We start from the raw sequence: 17,058 nt of genomic DNA on the forward strand, positions 1-17,058 counted from the left end.
GGGCTGACCAGCTCGGCCCGCACCGGAATCGCCCGGTGACCCACCATGCCAGCTACACCACTCTATGGGACACGATCGTCGCAGCCGCCCGCGCCTTCTTCTTGTCAGTTTGGTCGAACCCTTCTTCGGACCCCATGATTCCTGTCCTCTCCAAGTTCAAAGCCCATTCCAGCACTAGCGTCCGCACGCGATCCAGTATTCGTTTAGGTTCGCTTGGAGGAACCTCAAGGCAGTAGTTCCAGCCGCGCACGCGGTTCTGTTGGTCGAGAAGTGCGCAAATCTGATCGGGATAAGGGATCTGCAAAGTGCCGCTAGTTGCTGCTGAAGCGGATAGCGCCTCTAAGGCTGAAACCGGCTGGCTCACTGGTATCGTCGAAAGCGGCTCAGTAGTTCCGCCCAAGGGCATCCAGCCCCGGTAAGGGCTGCGCCCCATGGGTCTGCCGTGCACTCGCCGATAATCAGGGGGTGGTGTCGGGTAACCGTTTAGCTCGTGATCTACCCAGTCCTCGATGTTTCCCAAGCCGAGCTTTGCGGCGACGTACTTTACTCTCCGAAGCAGGTCGCTGACGGGAGTTTTGGGGTCTAGCGCTGCCTGTTGGAGCTTCTCAACAATTGTTGCCATTCGCGAATCAGTCCCGCCGCCGACGCGTCACGTAGACACAACCATAAGTGAATCTCGCGAAAAATCGAAGCTCGTCCCGAGATGAGCAAAACGGAATCGGAGGAATTCCCGAACATCGGCTGTCTACAATCAGAATGGTCGCATACGATTGGAAAGAAAGCATCCGGCTGCGACGAAGGTCAGTCGACGCCCAAATCACCTCACCTTCTAAAAACCAGTCGATCTATTCCGAAAATCAAAAATCCTCTTGCCTCCCACCCCAAATCACCCGTATCCTCCGCCCGTTCCGTTTCACCGAGGGGGCGTATCGCGATCGTCACGGCGTCGGGATGGAATGCGATGGACGCGGGCTGCCGCAGCGGGGTTTTGGCCTCGCCGACGAACGGCGGACTGCGGACAGGAAATCGTGTCGTCCTGGCCTCCCGGTGCCGAGGCCAAGCCGGTGGTGATGATCCGCCGGCGACGGGGTCAATGAGCCGGTCCCCGGGGAGATCACGTATAAATGTTAAAACCATCGCGCAGGGAGGGCCGGGCGTGTTCGGCCAGACCTGTGGTACCTGCCGCCTGCATTTTTTGACGCAGGCGGGCCACGGGCGCGGCCAGCGCCCGGCCTTCCCTGTGCCCTCGCTGCGAGGGTGCGAGTTCAAGGGCATAGCTCGGGCGCGGGATGCGTCGCGAGGATGTGGAGGCACGACGCGCGGCTCGTTTTCTCCACATGCTGTTTGATAGTGTGGATCAGGATAGTTGCTCCGGGCGTCATTGCGAGCGCACCGGACGGGTAGGGCGGATGAGCGAAAGCGTCATCCGCCGGGGGCTGGCTCCAGTGCGGGCGGATGTGCGGCGGCTGGATCGGGGGAGCTGTTGGAAGGTGGCGGGTTACGCCTGCGGCCAACCCGCCCTACGGGGGTTACGACTTTGGTCGGACCGGCCAAAATGATGGCCGCTACGGGGCGGCCGGGACGCTGGCAAACCCCTGGTCTCGCAAGGCTTTTCCGCCTCGCTCCACCACCCGCGCCATTCCGCCGCAGTGATCGTGTCCATCCATTACAGAAGTTTAACGCCGCAGCCAGCACGCCGTAAGGCGGCAAGTCCCATCTTCACTTGCGAACGGGGCGCACAGCCCGGGACACACGTTTAGACCTTGACCAAAATCACTTGCGGAGAAAACCGTATGACCGACCGTCCGACCGACCTGTCCTCGCTTCCATCCTATCGCCAGTCCCGGCGCGGGCTGTTCTCGGCGCGCAAGTTCGCGCTGATGGCCTCCGTGGTCGCGGGCCTGGGTGTTGCCGCCTACGGCCTGTCGCCGCAGGGGGCGCCGCTCGACCTGTTCTCGACCTCGGCGCATGCGCAGGTGGCGAACGAGGTCAGCAAGGTCGCGCGCCCGATCGGCTTTGCCGACATCGTGGAGCGGGTGAAGCCGTCGGTGATTTCGGTCAAGGTCAATATCGCCGAGAAGGTGTCGAAGGACGACAGCGACGAGGATCTGCCGTTCCAGCCGGGCTCGCCGATGGAGCGCTTCTTCCGCCGCTTCGGCGGTGAGAACGGCATTCCCGGCATGCCGGGCCGCGGCGGCCGTGGTGGCGGTCGCGCCGTGACCGGGCAGGGCTCCGGCTTCTTCATCTCCGCCGACGGCTATGCCGTGACCAACAACCACGTGGTCGACAGCGCCAACAAGGTCGAGGTGACGACCGACGACGGCAAGACCTACAGCGCCAAGGTGATCGGGACCGATCCGCGCACGGATCTGGCGCTGATCAAGGTCGAGGGCGGCTCGAACTTCTCGTTCGCCAAGCTCGCCGACGGCAAGCCGCGCATCGGCGACTGGGTGCTGGCGGTCGGCAACCCGTTCGGCCTCGGCGGCACGGTGACGGCCGGCATCGTCTCGGCGGTCGGCCGCGACATCGGCAACGGCCCCTATGATGATTTCATCCAGATCGACGCGCCCGTGAACAAGGGCAATTCCGGCGGTCCGGCGTTCGATGTCGACGGCAATGTCGTCGGCGTCAACACCGCGATCTACTCGCCGTCCGGCGGCAGCGTCGGCATCGCGTTCTCGATCCCCGCCTCGACGGTGAAGAGCGTGGTGGCGCAGCTCAAGGACAACGGCTCGGTCAGCCGCGGCTGGATCGGCGTGCAGATCCAGCCGGTGACGCAGGACATCGCCGACAGCCTCGGCATGAAGAAGGCCGAGGGCGCGCTGGTCGCCGAGCCCCAGGCCAACGGTCCGGCGGCGAAGGCGGGCATCCAGTCCGGCGACGTCATCACCGCTGTCAACGGCGAGCCGGTGAAGGACGCGCGTGAGCTCGCCCGCACCATCGGCGGCATCGCGCCGGGCGCCTCGGTCAAGCTCAACGTCCTGCACAAGGGCGAGGACAAGACCATCAACCTGACGCTCGGCAAGCTGCCGAACACCATCGAGGCCAAGGCCGACACCGGCGGCGACAATGCGAGCCCGACCCGCGGCGCCGACGTGCCGAAGCTTGGCATGACCGTCGCGCCCGCGTCGAGCGTCGCCGGCGCCGGCAAGGAAGGCGTCGTCGTCACCGAGGTCGATCCGAAGAGCGCCGCCGCCGATCGCGGCTTCAAGGAAGGCGACGTCATCCTCGAGGTGGCCGGCAAGTCGGTGACCTCGGCCGGTGACGTGCGCGAAGCCATCAACGCCGCCAAGGCCGACAACAAGAACAGCGTGCTGATGCGTGTGAAGAGCGGCGGCCAGTCGCGCTTCGTCGCGGTGCCGCTGGCCAAGGGCTAAGGGAGGGCTAAGGCCCTCACGAGATGGGAGACCGCCGGCATGTGCCCCCGCACCGGCGGCTCTTCCTGGGGGCGGGCTTCAAGTTCCGCTCCCGCAAACCTTCCGTTGGATAATGCCCCCCTCCGTCGGAAGGAACTCGGGCGGTGAGGTCCCCCAGCCTCACCGCCCACTTTGCTGCCGATCAACCCCGGGCCCATGCCGCCTTGCACGGAAACGGCGGCCGGTCCATGTAGATGGACATCCAACCGTGACCGCCGCCCCCGTTTCCGCAATGCGCCTCCTGATCATCGAAGACGACCGCGAGTCCGCCGACTATCTGGTCAAGGCGTTCCGCGAGGTCGGACATGTCGCAGACCTCGCCAGCGACGGCGAGGAGGGGCTCGCCATGGCCGAGAGCGGGGATTACGACGTGCTGGTGGTCGACCGCATGCTGCCCAAGCGCGATGGCCTGTCGCTGATCGGCGCGCTGCGCGACAAGGGCAACCGGACGCCGGTGCTGATCCTGTCGGCGCTCGGCCAGGTCGACGACCGCATCAAGGGCCTGCGCGCCGGCGGCGACGATTATCTGCCGAAACCCTACGCCTTTGCCGAGCTGCTGGCCCGCGTCGAGGTGCTGTCGCGCCGCCATGGCGGCCCGGCCGAGGAGACCACCTATAAGGTCGGCGACCTCGAGCTCGACCGGCTGTCGCATCGCGTCGCCCGCGGCAAGGACGAGCTGACCCTGCAGCCGCGCGAGTTCCGCCTGCTCGAATATCTGATGAAGCATGCGGGCCAGGTGGTGACGCGCACGATGCTGCTGGAGAACGTCTGGGATTATCACTTCGATCCGCAGACCAACGTGATCGACGTCCACATCTCGCGGCTGCGCTCCAAGATCGACAAGGGGTTCGATCGCCCGCTGCTCCACACCATCCGCGGCGCGGGGTACATGATCCGTGACGGCCTTCGGTAAGCTGATCCGCACCACGGCATTCCGGCTGACGCTGGTCTATCTGCTGTTGTTTGCGCTGTTCGCCGCCTCGCTGCTCGGCTATTTCGCCTGGAACACCCGCCGCCTCATCACCGAGCAGATCTCGACCACGGTCACCTCCGAGATCAGCGAGATGACCGACATCTTCGCCCGCTGGGGCCTGCGCGGCATCGTCGGTGCGATCGAGAGCCGCGCGCTGCGGCCGGGCGCCAATCTCTATCTCATCACCACGCCGAGCGGGCAGGCGATCGCCGGCAATGTCGGCTCGCTGGCGCCGGGCGTGATGGGCTCGTCCGGCTGGTCGGAGACGTTCTACCGGCGGCTCGACGACAGCACCGAGCACAGCCACCGCGCGCTGGTCTATGTCACCCAGCTCTCCAGCGGTTTTCGGCTTTTGATCGGCCGCGATCTCGAGGAGCGCCGCCGCCTGTTCGGCATCGTCGCCAAGGCGGCGCAATGGTCGGTGCTGGTCGTGGTGGTGCTCGGCATCGGCGGCGGCATCTTCGTCGCGCGGCGCGTGCTGTACCGGATCGACGCCATGACCGGCACGACGCGGCGGATCATGGATGGCGATCTCTCCGGCCGGCTGCCGGTCGGCCGCAGCGGCGACGAGCTCGATCGCCTGGCGGAAAATCTCAACGCGATGCTGGAGCGCATCGAGGCGCTGATGACCGGCCTCAAGGAGGTCTCCGACAACATCGCCCATGATCTCAAGACGCCGCTGACGCGGTTGCGCAACCGCGCCGAGGAGGCGCTGGCGAAGTCGCGCTCCGAGGACGAATACCGCGCCGCGCTGGAGCGCACGATCGAGGAATCCGACGGCCTGATCCGCACCTTCAACGCGCTCCTGATGATCGCGCGGGCGGAGTCCGGGCAGGCGCGCGGCGACATGGTCGAGTTCGATGCGGCCGAGGTCGCCGGCGGCATCCACGAATTGTACGAGCCGCTGGCCGAGGACAATGAGATGACCTTGCGGGTCAAGGCGGCGGCCGCGCCGGTGCATGGCAATCGCGAGCTGATCAGCCAGGCGCTCGCCAATCTCGTCGAGAACGCGATCAAATACGGCAAGCCGGCGGCGCTGCCGCTCGATGCCGCCGCCGCGGCTGACAGCCGCGAGATCCTGATCGAGGCGCGGCGCGAGGGCGGGCAGGTGCTGCTCAGCGTCACCGATCATGGCGAGGGCATTCCCGAGGCCGAGCGCAAGCACGCCGTCGAGCGTTTCGTGCGGCTGGAGGCGTCCCGCACCTTGCCGGGGTCCGGCCTCGGCCTCAGCCTCGCCGCCGCGGTGGCGACCCTGCATGGCGGCGAGCTCCGGCTCGGCGATGCCAGGCCGGGCCTGGTCGCGACCCTGGTGCTGCCGGCCGGCGCAGGCCAGCCCGCCAAGCTTGCGGCGCCGGCGCAGGATGTGCCACAGAAGGCCGCATGACCTCATCCGCGCCGGGAAACGCGGACGGGCAGATGCTGGCCGAACGTTTCGTTGCCGGCCCACATGTCCGTGCGCCCGACAAAGCCGAACTCCGCCTCAACGAGTGGCTCGCCGAGCTCGAGCCGTCCTTGGCCGCCTCGCTCCGCCCGCTGCTCGCTGGCGGCTGGGCCCGCACCATCCTGCTCGGGATTGCCGACAGCTCGCCCTATCTGTTCGATCTCGTCCGCGCCGACGGCCATCGCCTCGACCGTCTCTTGCGCTGCGAGCCGCAGGCGCATCTCGCCGAGCTGATCGCCCGCACCGGGCGCGAGGTGTTTGCCGCTTCCAATGAAGCCGAGGTGATGAGCCTTTTGCGCCGGCTGAAATCCGAGGCGGCGCTCTTGATCGCGCTGTGCGACATCGGCGGCGTCTGGCCGGTGATGCAGGTGACGGCGGGGCTGACCGACGTCGCGGTGTCCTCGGTGCAGATGGCGCTGCGGTACCTGTTGCGCCTGGAGACGGTGCGCGGCCGGCTCGCGCCCGTCGACGCCGACGATCCGGAGCGGGGCAGCGGCCTGTTCGTGCTCGCGATGGGCAAGATGGGGGCGGGCGAGCTCAACTATTCGAGCGACATCGACCTGATCGTGTTCTTCGATCCCGAGGTCAATTCGCTGGCGCGCGACATCGAGCCGCAGCCCTTCTTCGTCCGCGTGACCCAGGCGATGGCGCGGCTGCTGCAGAGCCGCACCGCCGACGGCTACGTGTTCCGCGTCGATCTGCGGCTGCGGCCGGATCCGGCCTCGACGCAGGTGGCGATGTCGACCGAGGCGGCGCTGCACTACTACGAGCGCGAGGGCCGCACCTGGGAGCGCGCCGCGATGATCAAGGCGCGGGTCTGTGCCGGCGACGTCGTCGCGGGCGAGGCGATGCTGGCCGAGCTGTCGCCGTTCGTGTGGCGCAAGCATCTCGACTTCCAGGCGCTGACCGACGTCCACGACATGAAGCGGCAGATGCAGGTCTATCGCGGCCACAGCGAGATCGCGGTCGAAGGCCACAACGTCAAGGTCGGCCGCGGCGGCATCCGCGAGATCGAGTTCTTCGCCCAGACCCAGCAGCTGATCGCCGGCGGCCGTCATCCCGAGCTGCGCGTGCGCCCGACGCTCCAGGCGCTCGACGTGCTCACGGCCAGCAACTGGATCACGGAGCAGGCGCGCGACGAGCTCACCACGGCCTATGAGTTCCTGCGCCGGGTCGAGCACCGCCTGCAGATGATGGCGGACGAGCAGATCCACAGCCTGCCCGACGATGTCGAGGGCGTGAGCCGCTTCGCATGCTTCTTCGGCTATGAGAGCCGCGAGCGGTTCGCGGCTGATCTGCTGTTCCATCTCGACATCGTGCAGGGACATTACGCGCGGCTGTTCGAGGGCGATCCGACCGGCACCGTCAGCCTGCCCGCGGTGAACTATGGCGCCGGGCCTGACGAGCCGCGCCTGATGGAGCATCTTGCCGGATTGGGCTTCCGCGATCCGGTGATGGTCGCCAAGACCCTGCAGCAATGGCTGGCGGGCGAGTACCGCGTGTTCCGTGCTGATGCGACGCGCACCGCGTTCACCGATTTCCTGCCCGCGCTGATCGATGGTCTCGCCCATGCCGACGAGCCGGATCGCGCCGTCGTGGCCTTCGACCGCTTCCTGCAGGCGCTGCAGCTCGGCGGCCGCCTGATCACGCTGCTCGGGCAGAACCGTGATCTCGTTGCGCTCGTCGCGCTCGTGCTAGGCGCTGCGCCGCGGCTCGGCGACATGCTGGCGCGGCAGCCGCGGCTGATGGACGGCCTGATCGATCCGCGCTTCTTCGGCGCCATCCCGGACCGGCGCGAATTGTCGGAGCGGCTGGCATCGACGCTACAGGATGCCGGGACCTACGAGGAGTTTCTCGATCGCCTCCGGCTGTTCGGCCAGGAGAGCCTGTTCCTGATCGGCACGCGCATCCTCTCCGGCACGGTGTCGGCGCAGCAGGCCGGCACCGCGTTCGCCGACGTGGCCGAGGGCATCGTGCACACCGTGCATGGGCTCGTGACGGAGCGCTTCGCCGCCCAGCACGGCCGCATCAAGGGCCAGGAGACCGCGATCGTCGCGATGGGACGGCTCGGCGCGCGCGAGATGACGGCCTCGTCCGATCTCGACCTGATCCTGCTGTATGACTTCGACGGCGATGCCCCGGATTCCGACGGCGAGCGCTCGCTGCAGGGCGCGCATTACTTCGCGCGCTTCACGCAGCGGCTGATCTCGGCGTTCACGTCGCGCACCAATTACGGCGTGCTGTACGACATCGACATGCGGCTGCGGCCTTCGGGCCGCGCCGGCCCGCTCGCCTCGCACATCGATTCCTTTGCGCACTACCAGGAGCAGGAGGCGTGGACCTGGGAGCACATGGCGCTGACGCGGGCGCGGGTGATCTCGGCTTCGCCGGCGTTTCGGGTTCGGATCGAGGAAATCATCCAGGCTGCGCTGCGGCGGGTGCGCGACAGGAGTGCGATCGCGCGCGATGTCGCCGACATGCGCCGCGCGATCGCGGCCGAGAAGGGCGAGGCGGATCTGTGGGATCTCAAGCACGCCGCCGGCGGCATGGTCGACATCGACTTCGTCGCGCAATATCTGCAGCTCGTGCATGCGGCGACGACGCCGGAGATCCTCGACGTCAGCACGCTTGCGGTGCTCGACAATGCCGAGCGGCTCGGCGTTCTGCCGCGGGCCGAAGCCGTGATCCTGCGCCAGGCCGCGCGGCTGTATCACGATCTGACGCAGATCGTGCGGCTGTGCGTCAGCGACAAGTTCAAGCCGGATCAGGCCGGCGAGGACCTGCTGCGGGTGATGGCTCGCGCAGGCGACGCGCCGGATTTCTCGGCGCTCGAGGCGCGGCTGCGCGAGACGCAGACCGAGGTGCGGCGCGTGTTCACCGCCCTCGTGGAGGGATGACCTGACCGGGAGCGCGGTCGGACGGCCGCCTATGCCTTTTCCTTGGCGACCGCCGCCTGCTTCAGCCGGCCGATCGCTTCCTTCACCGCCGGGTCGAGGCCGGCGCCGCCGGCATCGTGGTGCGCATAGATCGTCTTGAGCATGCGCGGGTCCCAGAACTTCTTGATGTGCTCGGCGACGCCGGCGACCTCTTTCTCCTGCCCCTGGCTCTGGAAGAACTTGCCGATCTGGTTGGCCATGTAGACGAGGCGCTCGGAGGGGTTATGCGACATGGGTGTTGTCCGTCTGTGTTGGTCGCGCGCCGGTCTCGGCGCCCGCGACGATCCGGTCGGGATGGGTGAAGATTTCGAAGCCGTCGTTGCGGGCCACGGCAATGAGCGTGATGCCCGCGGCGTCCGCCATGCGAATGGCGAGCGCGGTCGGCGCTGACACCGCGATCATGATGGGTGCGCCCATGGCAGCCGCCTTCTGCACCAGCTCGACCGAGACGCGGCTCGTCAGGATCACGAGGCCCTCGCTCGCCGCACAGCGCGCTTGCGCGAGGTGGCCGGCGAGCTTGTCGAGGGCGTTGTGGCGGCCGACATCCTCGCGGAGCGCGACGATGCCGCGCGCTGGCGTCCAGAAGGCGGCGGCGTGCACCGCGCGGGTCTCGTGGTTGAGCTTCTGCAGCGGCTCGATCGCCGCCAGGGCCGCCATGACGTCGCGCGGCGTGAAACGCCGGCCGTCGGGGACATGCGCTGCCGGCCGGACCGCTTCGCTGATGGAATCGATGCCGCACAGGCCGCAGCCGGTGGGGCCGGCGATGTTGCGGCGGCGCTCGGCCAGGCGTTCGGCGAGAGCGTCGGGCAGCCACATCCTGAGTTCGATGCCGTCATCCAGCTCGACGACGTCCAGCGAGATGATGTCGTCGCGGCTCGTGACAAGACCTTCGTTCAGGCTGAAGCCGATGGCGAAGTCGCGGAGGTCCTGCGGCGTCGCCATCATGACGGCCTGGGTGCCGCCATTGTAGGTCAGCGCGACCGCGGTCTCCTCCGGCACGCGGCGGTGGCCCTCGGTGAGGGCTCCGTCGCGCCAGACCAGACGATCCGCGATGCGCACTGCATCGGTCATGCTACTCCGCCGCCTCCACGACCGGGGCGATGCGGCGCGAGTTGCGGGCCTGCTCGTCATAAGCCTTTTGCCAGTCCGATGGACCGTTGGACTGCGACACCTGCACCGCCGTGACCTTGTACTCCGGACAATTGGTCGCCCAGTCGGAGTAATCGGTGGTGATGACGTTGGCCTGGGTCAGCGGATGGTGGAACGTGGTGTAGACCACGCCCGGCGCCACGCGCTCCGAGATCAGCGCATGCAAGGTGGTCTCGCCGGCGCGGCTCGTCAGCCGCACCCAGTCGCCGTCGCGGATGCCGCGCTGCTCGGCGTCATGCGGATGGATCTCCAGCACGTCCTCGCCATGCCACACCACGTTGTCGGTGCGCCGCGTCTGGGCGCCGACATTGTACTGCGACAGGATGCGCCCCGTGGTGAGTAGCAGCGGGAAGCGCGGGCCGGTGCGCTCGTCGGTCGCGACATATTCGGTGACCACGAACTTGCCCTTGCCGCGGACGAAGCCGTCGACATGCATGATCGGCGAGCCCTCGGGATACTTCTCGTTGCAGGGCCACTGCACCGAGCCCATCTCCTCGAGCTTCTGGTAGGAGACGCCGGTGAAGGTCGGCGTCAGCGCCGCGATCTCGTCCATGATCTCGGATGGGTGGTTGTACGTCATCTCGAAGCCCATCGCCTTGGCCAGACCGATCGTGACCTCCCAGTCGGCCATGCCATTGCGCGGCGTCATCACCTTGCGCACGCGCTGGATGCGGCGCTCGGCATTGGTGAAGGTGCCGTCCTTCTCCAGGAAGGTCGAGCCGGGCAGGAACACGTGGGCGTAGTTGGCGGTCTCGTTCAGGAACAGGTCCTGCACGATGACGCATTCCATCGACGACAGCGCCTGCACCACATGCGTGGTGTTCGGATCGGACTGCAGGATGTCCTCGCCCTGCACGTAGAGGCCCATGAAGGTGCCTTCGATCGCCGAGTCGAACATGTTGGGGATGCGCAGGCCCGGCTCGGGGTTGAGCTTGACGTTCCACATCGCCTCGAACTGCTCGCGCACCGCGTCGCCCGCAATATGCCGGTAGCCCGGCAGCTCGTGCGGGAACGAGCCCATGTCGCAGGAGCCCTGCACGTTGTTCTGGCCGCGCAGCGGGTTCACGCCGACGCCGCGGCGGCCGATATTGCCGGTCGCCATTGCGAGGTTGGCGATCGCGATCACCGTGGTCGAGCCCTGGCTGTGCTCGGTGACGCCCAGGCCGTAGTAGATCGCGCCGTTGCCGCCGGTGGCGTAGAGCCGGGCGGCGCCGCGGATCGCTTCCGCATCGACACCGGAGATCTTTGCGACCGCTTCGGGGCTGTTCTTCTCCAGCGCGACGAACTCGGCCCAATCCTGGAATTCGCTCCAATCGCAGCGCTCGCGCACGAAGGTCTCGTTGACGAGGCCCTCGGTGACGATGACATGCGCCATCGCGGTCAGGATCGCGACGTTGGTGCCGGGCAGCAGCGGCAGATGGTAGTCCGCCGCGACATGCGCCGACTTCACGAGATCGATCTTGCGCGGATCGACAACGATCAGCTTGGCGCCCTGGCGCAGCCGCTTCTTCATGCGCGAGCCGAATACCGGATGCGCGTCGGTCGGGTTGGCGCCGATCACCATGATGACGTCGCTGTCCTCGACCGAGTCGAAGTCCTGCGTGCCGGCTGAGGTGCCGAAGGTGGTGGCAAGGCCGTAGCCGGTCGGCGAATGGCAGACGCGGGCGCAGGTGTCGACGTTGTTGTTGCCGAAGCCGGCGCGGATCAGCTTCTGCACCAGATAGGTCTCTTCGTTGGTGCAGCGTGACGAGGTGATGCCGCCGATCGAGTCGCGGCCATACTTCGCCTGGATGCCACGCATCTTGTCGGCGGCGAATTTGAACGCCTCGTCATAGGAGACCTCGCGCCAGGGCTGGTCGATGCTCTCGCGGATCATCGGCTTGAGGATGCGCTCCTTGTGGGTCGCATAGCCCCAGGCGAAGCGGCCCTTGACGCAGGAATGGCCGCGATTGGCCTTGCCGTCCTTGTACGGCATCATGCGCACCACTTCCTCCCCGCGCATCTCGGCCTTGAAGGTGCAGCCGACGCCGCAATAGGCGCAGGTGGTGACGGCCGAGTGCTCGGGCTGGCCGATCTCGATCACGCTCTTCTCGGTCAGGGTCGCGGTCGGGCAGGCCTGCACGCAGGCGCCGCAGGAGACGCATTCCGAGCCGAGGAAGCTCTCGCTCATGCCCGGCGAGACCCGGCTGTCGAAGCCGCGGCCGGAGATGGTCAGCGCGAACGTGCCCTGGACCTCCTCGCAGGCGCGGACGCAGCGCGAGCAGACGATGCACTTGGAGGGATCGTAGGTGAAATAGGGGTTGGACTCGTCCTTCGGCAGCCAGGCCGGATTGGCCTCGCCGCAGGCGTCGGCGAACACGTGGTTCTCACCCTGGTTGCCGTAGCGCACGTCACGCAGGCCGACCGCGCCGGCCATGTCCTGCAGCTCACAATCGCCATTGGCGGCGCAGGTCAGACAGTCGAGCGGATGGTCGGAGATGTAAAGCTCCATCACGCCCTTGCGCAGCTTCTTCAGCCGCTCGGTCTGGGTGTGCACGACGAGGCCCGCGGCCACCGGCGTGGTGCACGAGGCCGGCGTGCCGGCGCGGCCCTCGACCTCGACGAGGCAGAGGCGGCACGAGCCGAACGCGTCGACCATGTCGGTCGCGCACAGCTTCGGGATCTGCGTGCCGGCCTCCATGGCCGCGCGCATGATCGAGGTGCCCTCGGGAACGGTGATGCTCTGGCCGTCGATGGTGAGCGTGACCATCTTTTCGGACTTGGAGAGCGGCGTGCCGTAATCGGTTTCGTGGATGAGCGACATGGTCGGTGTCCTTGTTCCCGATATCTTATTCCGCAGCCTGCAGGCGCGGCTGCTGGGGGCCGAAATCTTCGCGGAAGTGCTTCAGCGCCGAGAGCACAGGGTAGGGCGTGAAGCCGCCGAGTGCACAGAGCGATCCGAGCTTCATAGTGCCGCAGAGGTCCTCGACCAGGGCGATGTTCTCGGCGACGCGCTCGCCGCGGCGGATCTTGTCGATGGTCTCGGCGCCGCGCGTCGAGCCGATGCGGCAGGGCGTGCACTTGCCGCAGGATTCGATGGCGCAGAACTCCATCGCGAAGCGCGCCTGCTTCGACATGTCGACGGTGTCGTCGAACACGACGATGCCGCCATGGCCGATCAGGCCGTCCTTGGCGGTGAACGCCTCGTAGTCGAACGGCGTGTCGAACAGGGCGCGTGGGAAGTAGGCGCCGAGCGGACCGCCGACCTGCACCGCACGAACGGGACGGCCGGTGAAGGTGCCGCCGCCGATGTCGTCGACCAGTTCGCCCAGCGTGATGCCGAACGCGGCCTCGAACAGGCCGCCGAACTTGACGTTGCCGGCGATCTGGATCGGCATCGTGCCGCGCGAGCGTCCCATGCCGAAATCGGCATAGGCCTTGGCGCCCTCGTCGAGGATGAACGGGATCGCGGCGAACGACAGCAGGTTGTTGACCACGGTCGGCTTGCCGAACAAACCATGATGGGCGGGCAGCGGCGGCTTGGCGCGCACGATGCCGCGCTTGCCCTCGAGGCTCTCCATCAGCGCGGTCTCTTCGCCGCAGACATAGGCCCCGGCGCCGGTGCGGACCTCGAGCTCGAACGTATAGTTCGAGCCGGCGATCTTGTCGCCGAGCAGACCGGCCTTCCTGGCGATGTCGATCGCCTTGGTCATGGTCGCGATCGCGTGCGGATATTCCGAACGCGTGTAGATGTAGCCCTTGGTGGCGCCCACCGCGATGCCGCAGATGGTCATGCCTTCGATCAGCACGAAGGGATCGCCTTCCATCAGCATGCGGTCGGCGAAGGTGCCGCTGTCGCCCTCGTCGGCGTTGCAGATGACGTATTTGCGGTCGGCTGCGGTCTGCGCCACCGTCTTCCACTTGATGCCGGTCGGAAAGCCGGCGCCGCCGCGGCCGCGCAGGCCGGAGGTGGTGACCTCGGCAATCACGGCGTCAGGCGTCAGCGACAGGGCGCGCGTCAGGCCCTTGTAGCCGCCATGGGCGCGGTAGTCGTCGAGCGACAGCGGATCGATGATGCCGCAGCGGGCGAAGGTGAGGCGGGTCTGCCGCTTCAGCCACGGGATCTCCTCGGTCAGGCCGAGCGAGAGCTTGTGCGACTTGTCGGCGATAACAGCGTCGAGCAGGGACGGAACGTCGTCTGCTGTCACCGGTCCGAAGCCGAACCGGCCCTGCGCCGTCTCCAATTCGACCAGCGGCTCCAGCCAGTACAACCCACGCGAGCCGTTGCGCACGATCTCGATATCGACCTTCCGCTCCAGCGCCGCCTTGTGCAGCGCGTGGGCGACCTCATCGGCGCCGACGGCGAGTGCGCCGGCATCACACGGGACAAAAAGACGCACGCTCATCGCTGGGCCTCCGAGACGAGGGCATCGATCCGGGCTTCGTCGAGCCGGCCGACCAGCCGGCCGTCGAGCATCGCCGATGGCGCGGTGGCGCACAGGCCGAGGCAGTAGATCGGCTCGAGCGTGACGCGCTCATCGGCCGTCGTGTTGCCCATGGCAATGCCGAGCTTGGCTTCGGCGCGGGCCGCGAGGGCGTCGCCGCCAGCGGCCTGGCAGGCCTCGGCGCGGCACAGCTTGAGCACGTGACGACCGGCCTTCTTGGCCCGGAAATCATGGTAGAACGTGAACACGCCGTAAACCTCGGCGCGCGAGAGGTTCAAAGCGGATGCGATCATCGGAATGGCATCCTCCGGCACGTGGCCGAACGTCTCCTGCAACGCATGGAGGATGGGCAAGGTTGCTCCCTCCATCTTGCTATGTTCGGCGATGATCTCGGCGCCGCGCGCCGCGTCCCAACTTTCGTACACCGGCGTCATCCTGATCCCGATTCTGCGTTGCAAGCGTTTCGCACATCCAAATTGGAATTGCTCAAGATATCAATAAAGCAGTCCCGTGCTGCGATAGCGAAACGCAATCGAGAGATAGCTAGAAGTTGACGAAAAACGGGCCTTCGCGCGACCGGCTTGCGGCCGCGTTTTACCGTGTCGGCGACACCCTCGTCGTGATAGGTTTCACCCTGGCCGGCAGCCGCCGAAAACGCGTGGAACCGGGCCGTTCAACCGCTGGAAGGCCGACCTCTTGATCGACAAGCTCGAACTGCTGCTGGCGCTGGCCAAGGAGCGTCATTTCGGCCGGGCGGCGGAGGCGTGCGGCGTTACCCAGCCGACCATGTCGACCAGCATCAAGCAGCTCGAGGAGATCCTCGGGGTGATGCTGGTGCAGCGGGGCTCGCGGTTCCAGGGGTTCACGCCCGAAGGCGAGCGAACACTGGATTGGGCGCGCCGGATCGTCGGCGACTTCCGGGCGATGCGCCAGGAGATCAATGGCCTCAGGGACAAGCTGTCCGGCGAGATCCGCATCGCGGCGGTGCCGACCGTGCTCGGCATGGTTGCGTCGCTGACGACGCCGTTCCGCGCCAAGCATCCGGAGGTCCGGTTCCGCATCATGTCGTGCACCTCTGCCGACGTGCTGGGACTGCTGGAGAACCTCGAGGTCGACGCCGGACTGACCTACATCGAGAACGAGCCGATCGGCCGTGTCAGAACCATCCCGCTCTACAACGAGAGCTACCGCCTGCTGACGGCGCCCGACGCCATGTTCGGCGATCGCGAGCAGGTGACCTGGAAGGATGTCGGGCAGGTGCCGCTGTGCCTCTTGACGCCCGATATGCAGAACCGCCGCATCATCGACCGCGCGCTGCGCGCCGCCGGCAACGACGTCACGCCGACGCTCACCTCGAACTCGCTGCTCGTGCTCTACACCCATGTAAAGACCGGCCGCTGGGCCAGCGTGATGCCGGCCAAGCTTGCCGAGACGCTCGGCCTCGCCGACAAGGTGCGCTCGATCCCGATCGTCGATCCCGTGATCAACTACCAGATCGGCCTCGTCATCCCGCAGCGCGACCCGATGACGCCGCTGATCGCGGCCCTGGTGCAGGTGGCGCGCGAGGTCGCGCCCAGCCTGCAGGCGTGAGGCGCATGTCGGCACCGTCACCCGACCTCGCCGGCGTCATCGGCGGACTTCGGGCTCTCATGCGGTCGCGGAGCTCCGGCCTTGCGCGTGGCGCGTGGCCCGGAGCTCGTAATGCGCAGCATGGCCGTCGTAGCGGCTGAGCAGCTTCCGCGCCGCGGGCGGAACCACCGCCGCGTCATGGGCTGGACCCGCAAAGCGAACCACCGCCGCCTGATCGGCGAAGGTCATGATCGTCACGAATTCGACCTCGGCCTCCAGCGGTCTGCGCAGCAGCTCGATGCCTAGAAATCCTTCGATTGCCCGATCGACGATGGCTGGAAAGATCGTCAACCGCAGCAGCTCCTCATAGGCATCGGCATCCACCGCCCTGGTCCAGCCGTGCCAAATCCGCTTCAGCATCGCGATGCTCCCTTGGGTCCGATGATGGTCACCGAACCCTTGCACGGGCGTCGGGCGCCGGACTTGGTGAAAGTTGCGGTCCGCGCTGCGAACTCGCGGAGCGGCTGCCTCCGCTCAGTAGGCCGCAAATTGCTCCCGCATGATCTTCTCCTCCTGCCGGATCCGCAAGGTCAGCGGCACGGCATAGATGATCAGGCCGGCCACGAGCGTGACATAGGCGTGCAGCGTCAGCGCGTAGCCGATCAGCTCAGGCAGGATGTTGAGGAAGTAGTTCGGGTGGCGCACGATCCGGAACAGCGGATGGGTCACCAGCGCGTGGTCGCGCGCGAGCATCAGCTTGACGGTCCAGAGGCGACCGAGCAACTGCGACACCACGAGCAGCATCACCGCGCCGAACAGATAGATCACGAAACCGATGATGCTGACGGCGTCGAGCGGTGCATCCCGGACGAGGCCCTCGGCCGTCGCGGCGAGATAGAAAGCGACATGCGCGATGGCCAGCCAGCGCGACACGGATGCGCCGTATTCGACGGCGCCGTCGGTGCGCAGCCGTTTTTCGTTGCGGATCGAGATGCCGAGCATGGCAAAGCGATAGGCGAAGGCGGCAACGATAAAGGCGATGATCACACGCGGTACTCCAGTTTTCGGAGCGATTGCCTTAGTTGCCCATGCGTAGGTGCGTCAATACCATGTTCCGCCAATGTTGCTTACCAAGTACGAAGCGATGTCG

Annotated in this window: 13 protein-coding genes; 5 read left to right on the forward strand and 8 right to left on the reverse strand. The window is 66.8% G+C overall.

Annotated features, from left to right (window positions below):
- Positions 1 to 52: 52 nt before the first annotated feature.
- Positions 53 to 622, reverse strand: coding sequence for a hypothetical protein (locus QX010_RS33110; protein ID WP_410051984.1), 570 nt, complete (start codon positions 620 to 622; stop codon positions 53 to 55).
- A gap of 1,171 nt (positions 623 to 1,793) precedes the next feature.
- On the opposite strand from QX010_RS33110, the gene QX010_RS25875 reads away from it, so the two are divergent.
- From QX010_RS25875 to QX010_RS25890, 4 genes are all read left to right on the forward strand, one after another.
- Complete coding sequence (locus QX010_RS25875; RefSeq protein ID WP_316182733.1) at positions 1,794 to 3,377, forward strand: Do family serine endopeptidase; 1,584 nt, start codon at positions 1,794 to 1,796, stop codon at positions 3,375 to 3,377.
- Positions 3,378 to 3,648: 271 nt separating this feature from the next.
- Entirely contained in the window at positions 3,649 to 4,329 is a 681-nt protein-coding gene (locus QX010_RS25880; RefSeq protein ID WP_315726077.1) for a response regulator transcription factor, read from the forward strand.
- Positions 4,313 to 5,773: a sensor histidine kinase gene (locus tag QX010_RS25885; protein WP_316182734.1), complete on the forward strand. Its 1,461-nt coding sequence runs from the start codon at positions 4,313 to 4,315 to the stop codon at positions 5,771 to 5,773. The genes QX010_RS25880 and QX010_RS25885 overlap by 17 nt, the downstream gene beginning before the upstream one ends.
- Positions 5,770 to 8,727, forward strand: coding sequence for a bifunctional [glutamine synthetase] adenylyltransferase/[glutamine synthetase]-adenylyl-L-tyrosine phosphorylase (locus tag QX010_RS25890; RefSeq protein ID WP_316182735.1), 2,958 nt, complete (start codon positions 5,770 to 5,772; stop codon positions 8,725 to 8,727). The genes QX010_RS25885 and QX010_RS25890 overlap by 4 nt, the downstream gene beginning before the upstream one ends.
- Positions 8,728 to 8,756: 29 nt before the next feature.
- Here QX010_RS25890 and QX010_RS25895 read toward each other — a convergent pair whose 3' ends face one another.
- Genes QX010_RS25895 through QX010_RS25915 form a run of 5 tightly spaced genes read right to left on the reverse strand, consistent with a single transcriptional unit; the run spans position 8,757 to position 14,773 of the window.
- Positions 8,757 to 8,999, reverse strand: coding sequence for a formate dehydrogenase subunit delta (locus QX010_RS25895; protein ID WP_315777578.1), 243 nt, complete (start codon positions 8,997 to 8,999; stop codon positions 8,757 to 8,759).
- Positions 8,989 to 9,837 carry a formate dehydrogenase accessory sulfurtransferase FdhD gene (gene fdhD / locus QX010_RS25900; protein WP_316182736.1) on the reverse strand — a complete coding sequence of 283 codons (849 nt, stop codon included), beginning with the start codon at positions 9,835 to 9,837 and terminating at the stop codon, positions 8,989 to 8,991. Before fdhD ends, QX010_RS25895 begins: the two co-directional genes overlap by 11 nt.
- Position 9,838: 1 nt before the next feature.
- Positions 9,839 to 12,718: a formate dehydrogenase subunit alpha gene (fdhF, locus tag QX010_RS25905; protein ID WP_316182737.1), complete on the reverse strand. Its 2,880-nt coding sequence runs from the start codon at positions 12,716 to 12,718 to the stop codon at positions 9,839 to 9,841.
- A gap of 25 nt (positions 12,719 to 12,743) precedes the next feature.
- Positions 12,744 to 14,300: an NADH-quinone oxidoreductase subunit NuoF gene (locus tag QX010_RS25910; protein WP_316182738.1), complete on the reverse strand. Its 1,557-nt coding sequence runs from the start codon at positions 14,298 to 14,300 to the stop codon at positions 12,744 to 12,746.
- A complete protein-coding gene (locus QX010_RS25915; protein WP_316182799.1) occupies positions 14,297 to 14,773 on the reverse strand; it encodes a formate dehydrogenase subunit gamma in 477 nt (158 codons plus the stop codon). The genes QX010_RS25910 and QX010_RS25915 overlap by 4 nt, the downstream gene beginning before the upstream one ends.
- A gap of 262 nt (positions 14,774 to 15,035) precedes the next feature.
- Here QX010_RS25915 and QX010_RS25920 point away from each other — a divergent pair, with 262 nt between their 5' ends.
- Positions 15,036 to 15,929, forward strand: coding sequence for a LysR family transcriptional regulator (locus tag QX010_RS25920; protein ID WP_315805080.1), 894 nt, complete (start codon positions 15,036 to 15,038; stop codon positions 15,927 to 15,929).
- 57 nt (positions 15,930 to 15,986) lie between these two features.
- Here the strand turns inward: QX010_RS25920 and QX010_RS25925 are convergent, their stop codons facing one another.
- Both QX010_RS25925 and QX010_RS25930 read right to left on the reverse strand, forming a co-directional pair.
- Entirely contained in the window at positions 15,987 to 16,328 is a 342-nt protein-coding gene (locus tag QX010_RS25925; RefSeq protein WP_316182739.1) for an antibiotic biosynthesis monooxygenase, read from the reverse strand.
- Between the two features lie 114 nt (positions 16,329 to 16,442).
- A complete protein-coding gene (locus QX010_RS25930; protein ID WP_316182740.1) occupies positions 16,443 to 16,955 on the reverse strand; it encodes an isoprenylcysteine carboxyl methyltransferase family protein in 513 nt (170 codons plus the stop codon).
- Between the last annotated feature and the right edge of the window lie 103 nt (positions 16,956 to 17,058).

The organism is Bradyrhizobium sp. SZCCHNRI1009 (genome assembly GCF_032487575.1).
GTDB lineage: Bacteria > Pseudomonadota > Alphaproteobacteria > Rhizobiales > Xanthobacteraceae > Bradyrhizobium.

Bases quoted from the DNA above. Each gene is read 5' to 3' on its own strand.
- QX010_RS33110 (WP_410051984.1), bottom strand. From the start codon at position 622: ATGGCAACAATTGTTGAGAAGCTCCAACAGGCAGCGCTAGACCCCAAA.
- QX010_RS25875 (WP_316182733.1), top strand. From the start codon at position 1,794: ATGACCGACCGTCCGACCGACCTGTCCTCGCTTCCATCCTATCGCCAG.
- QX010_RS25880 (WP_315726077.1), top strand. From the start codon at position 3,649: ATGCGCCTCCTGATCATCGAAGACGACCGCGAGTCCGCCGACTATCTG.
- QX010_RS25890 (WP_316182735.1), top strand. From the start codon at position 5,770: ATGACCTCATCCGCGCCGGGAAACGCGGACGGGCAGATGCTGGCCGAA.
- QX010_RS25895 (WP_315777578.1), bottom strand. From the start codon at position 8,999: ATGTCGCATAACCCCTCCGAGCGCCTCGTCTACATGGCCAACCAGATC.
- fdhD (WP_316182736.1), bottom strand. From the start codon at position 9,837: ATGACCGATGCAGTGCGCATCGCGGATCGTCTGGTCTGGCGCGACGGA.
- fdhF (WP_316182737.1), bottom strand. From the start codon at position 12,718: ATGTCGCTCATCCACGAAACCGATTACGGCACGCCGCTCTCCAAGTCC.
- QX010_RS25910 (WP_316182738.1), bottom strand. From the start codon at position 14,300: ATGAGCGTGCGTCTTTTTGTCCCGTGTGATGCCGGCGCACTCGCCGTC.
- QX010_RS25915 (WP_316182799.1), bottom strand. From the start codon at position 14,773: ATGACGCCGGTGTACGAAAGTTGGGACGCGGCGCGCGGCGCCGAGATC.
- QX010_RS25925 (WP_316182739.1), bottom strand. From the start codon at position 16,328: ATGCTGAAGCGGATTTGGCACGGCTGGACCAGGGCGGTGGATGCCGAT.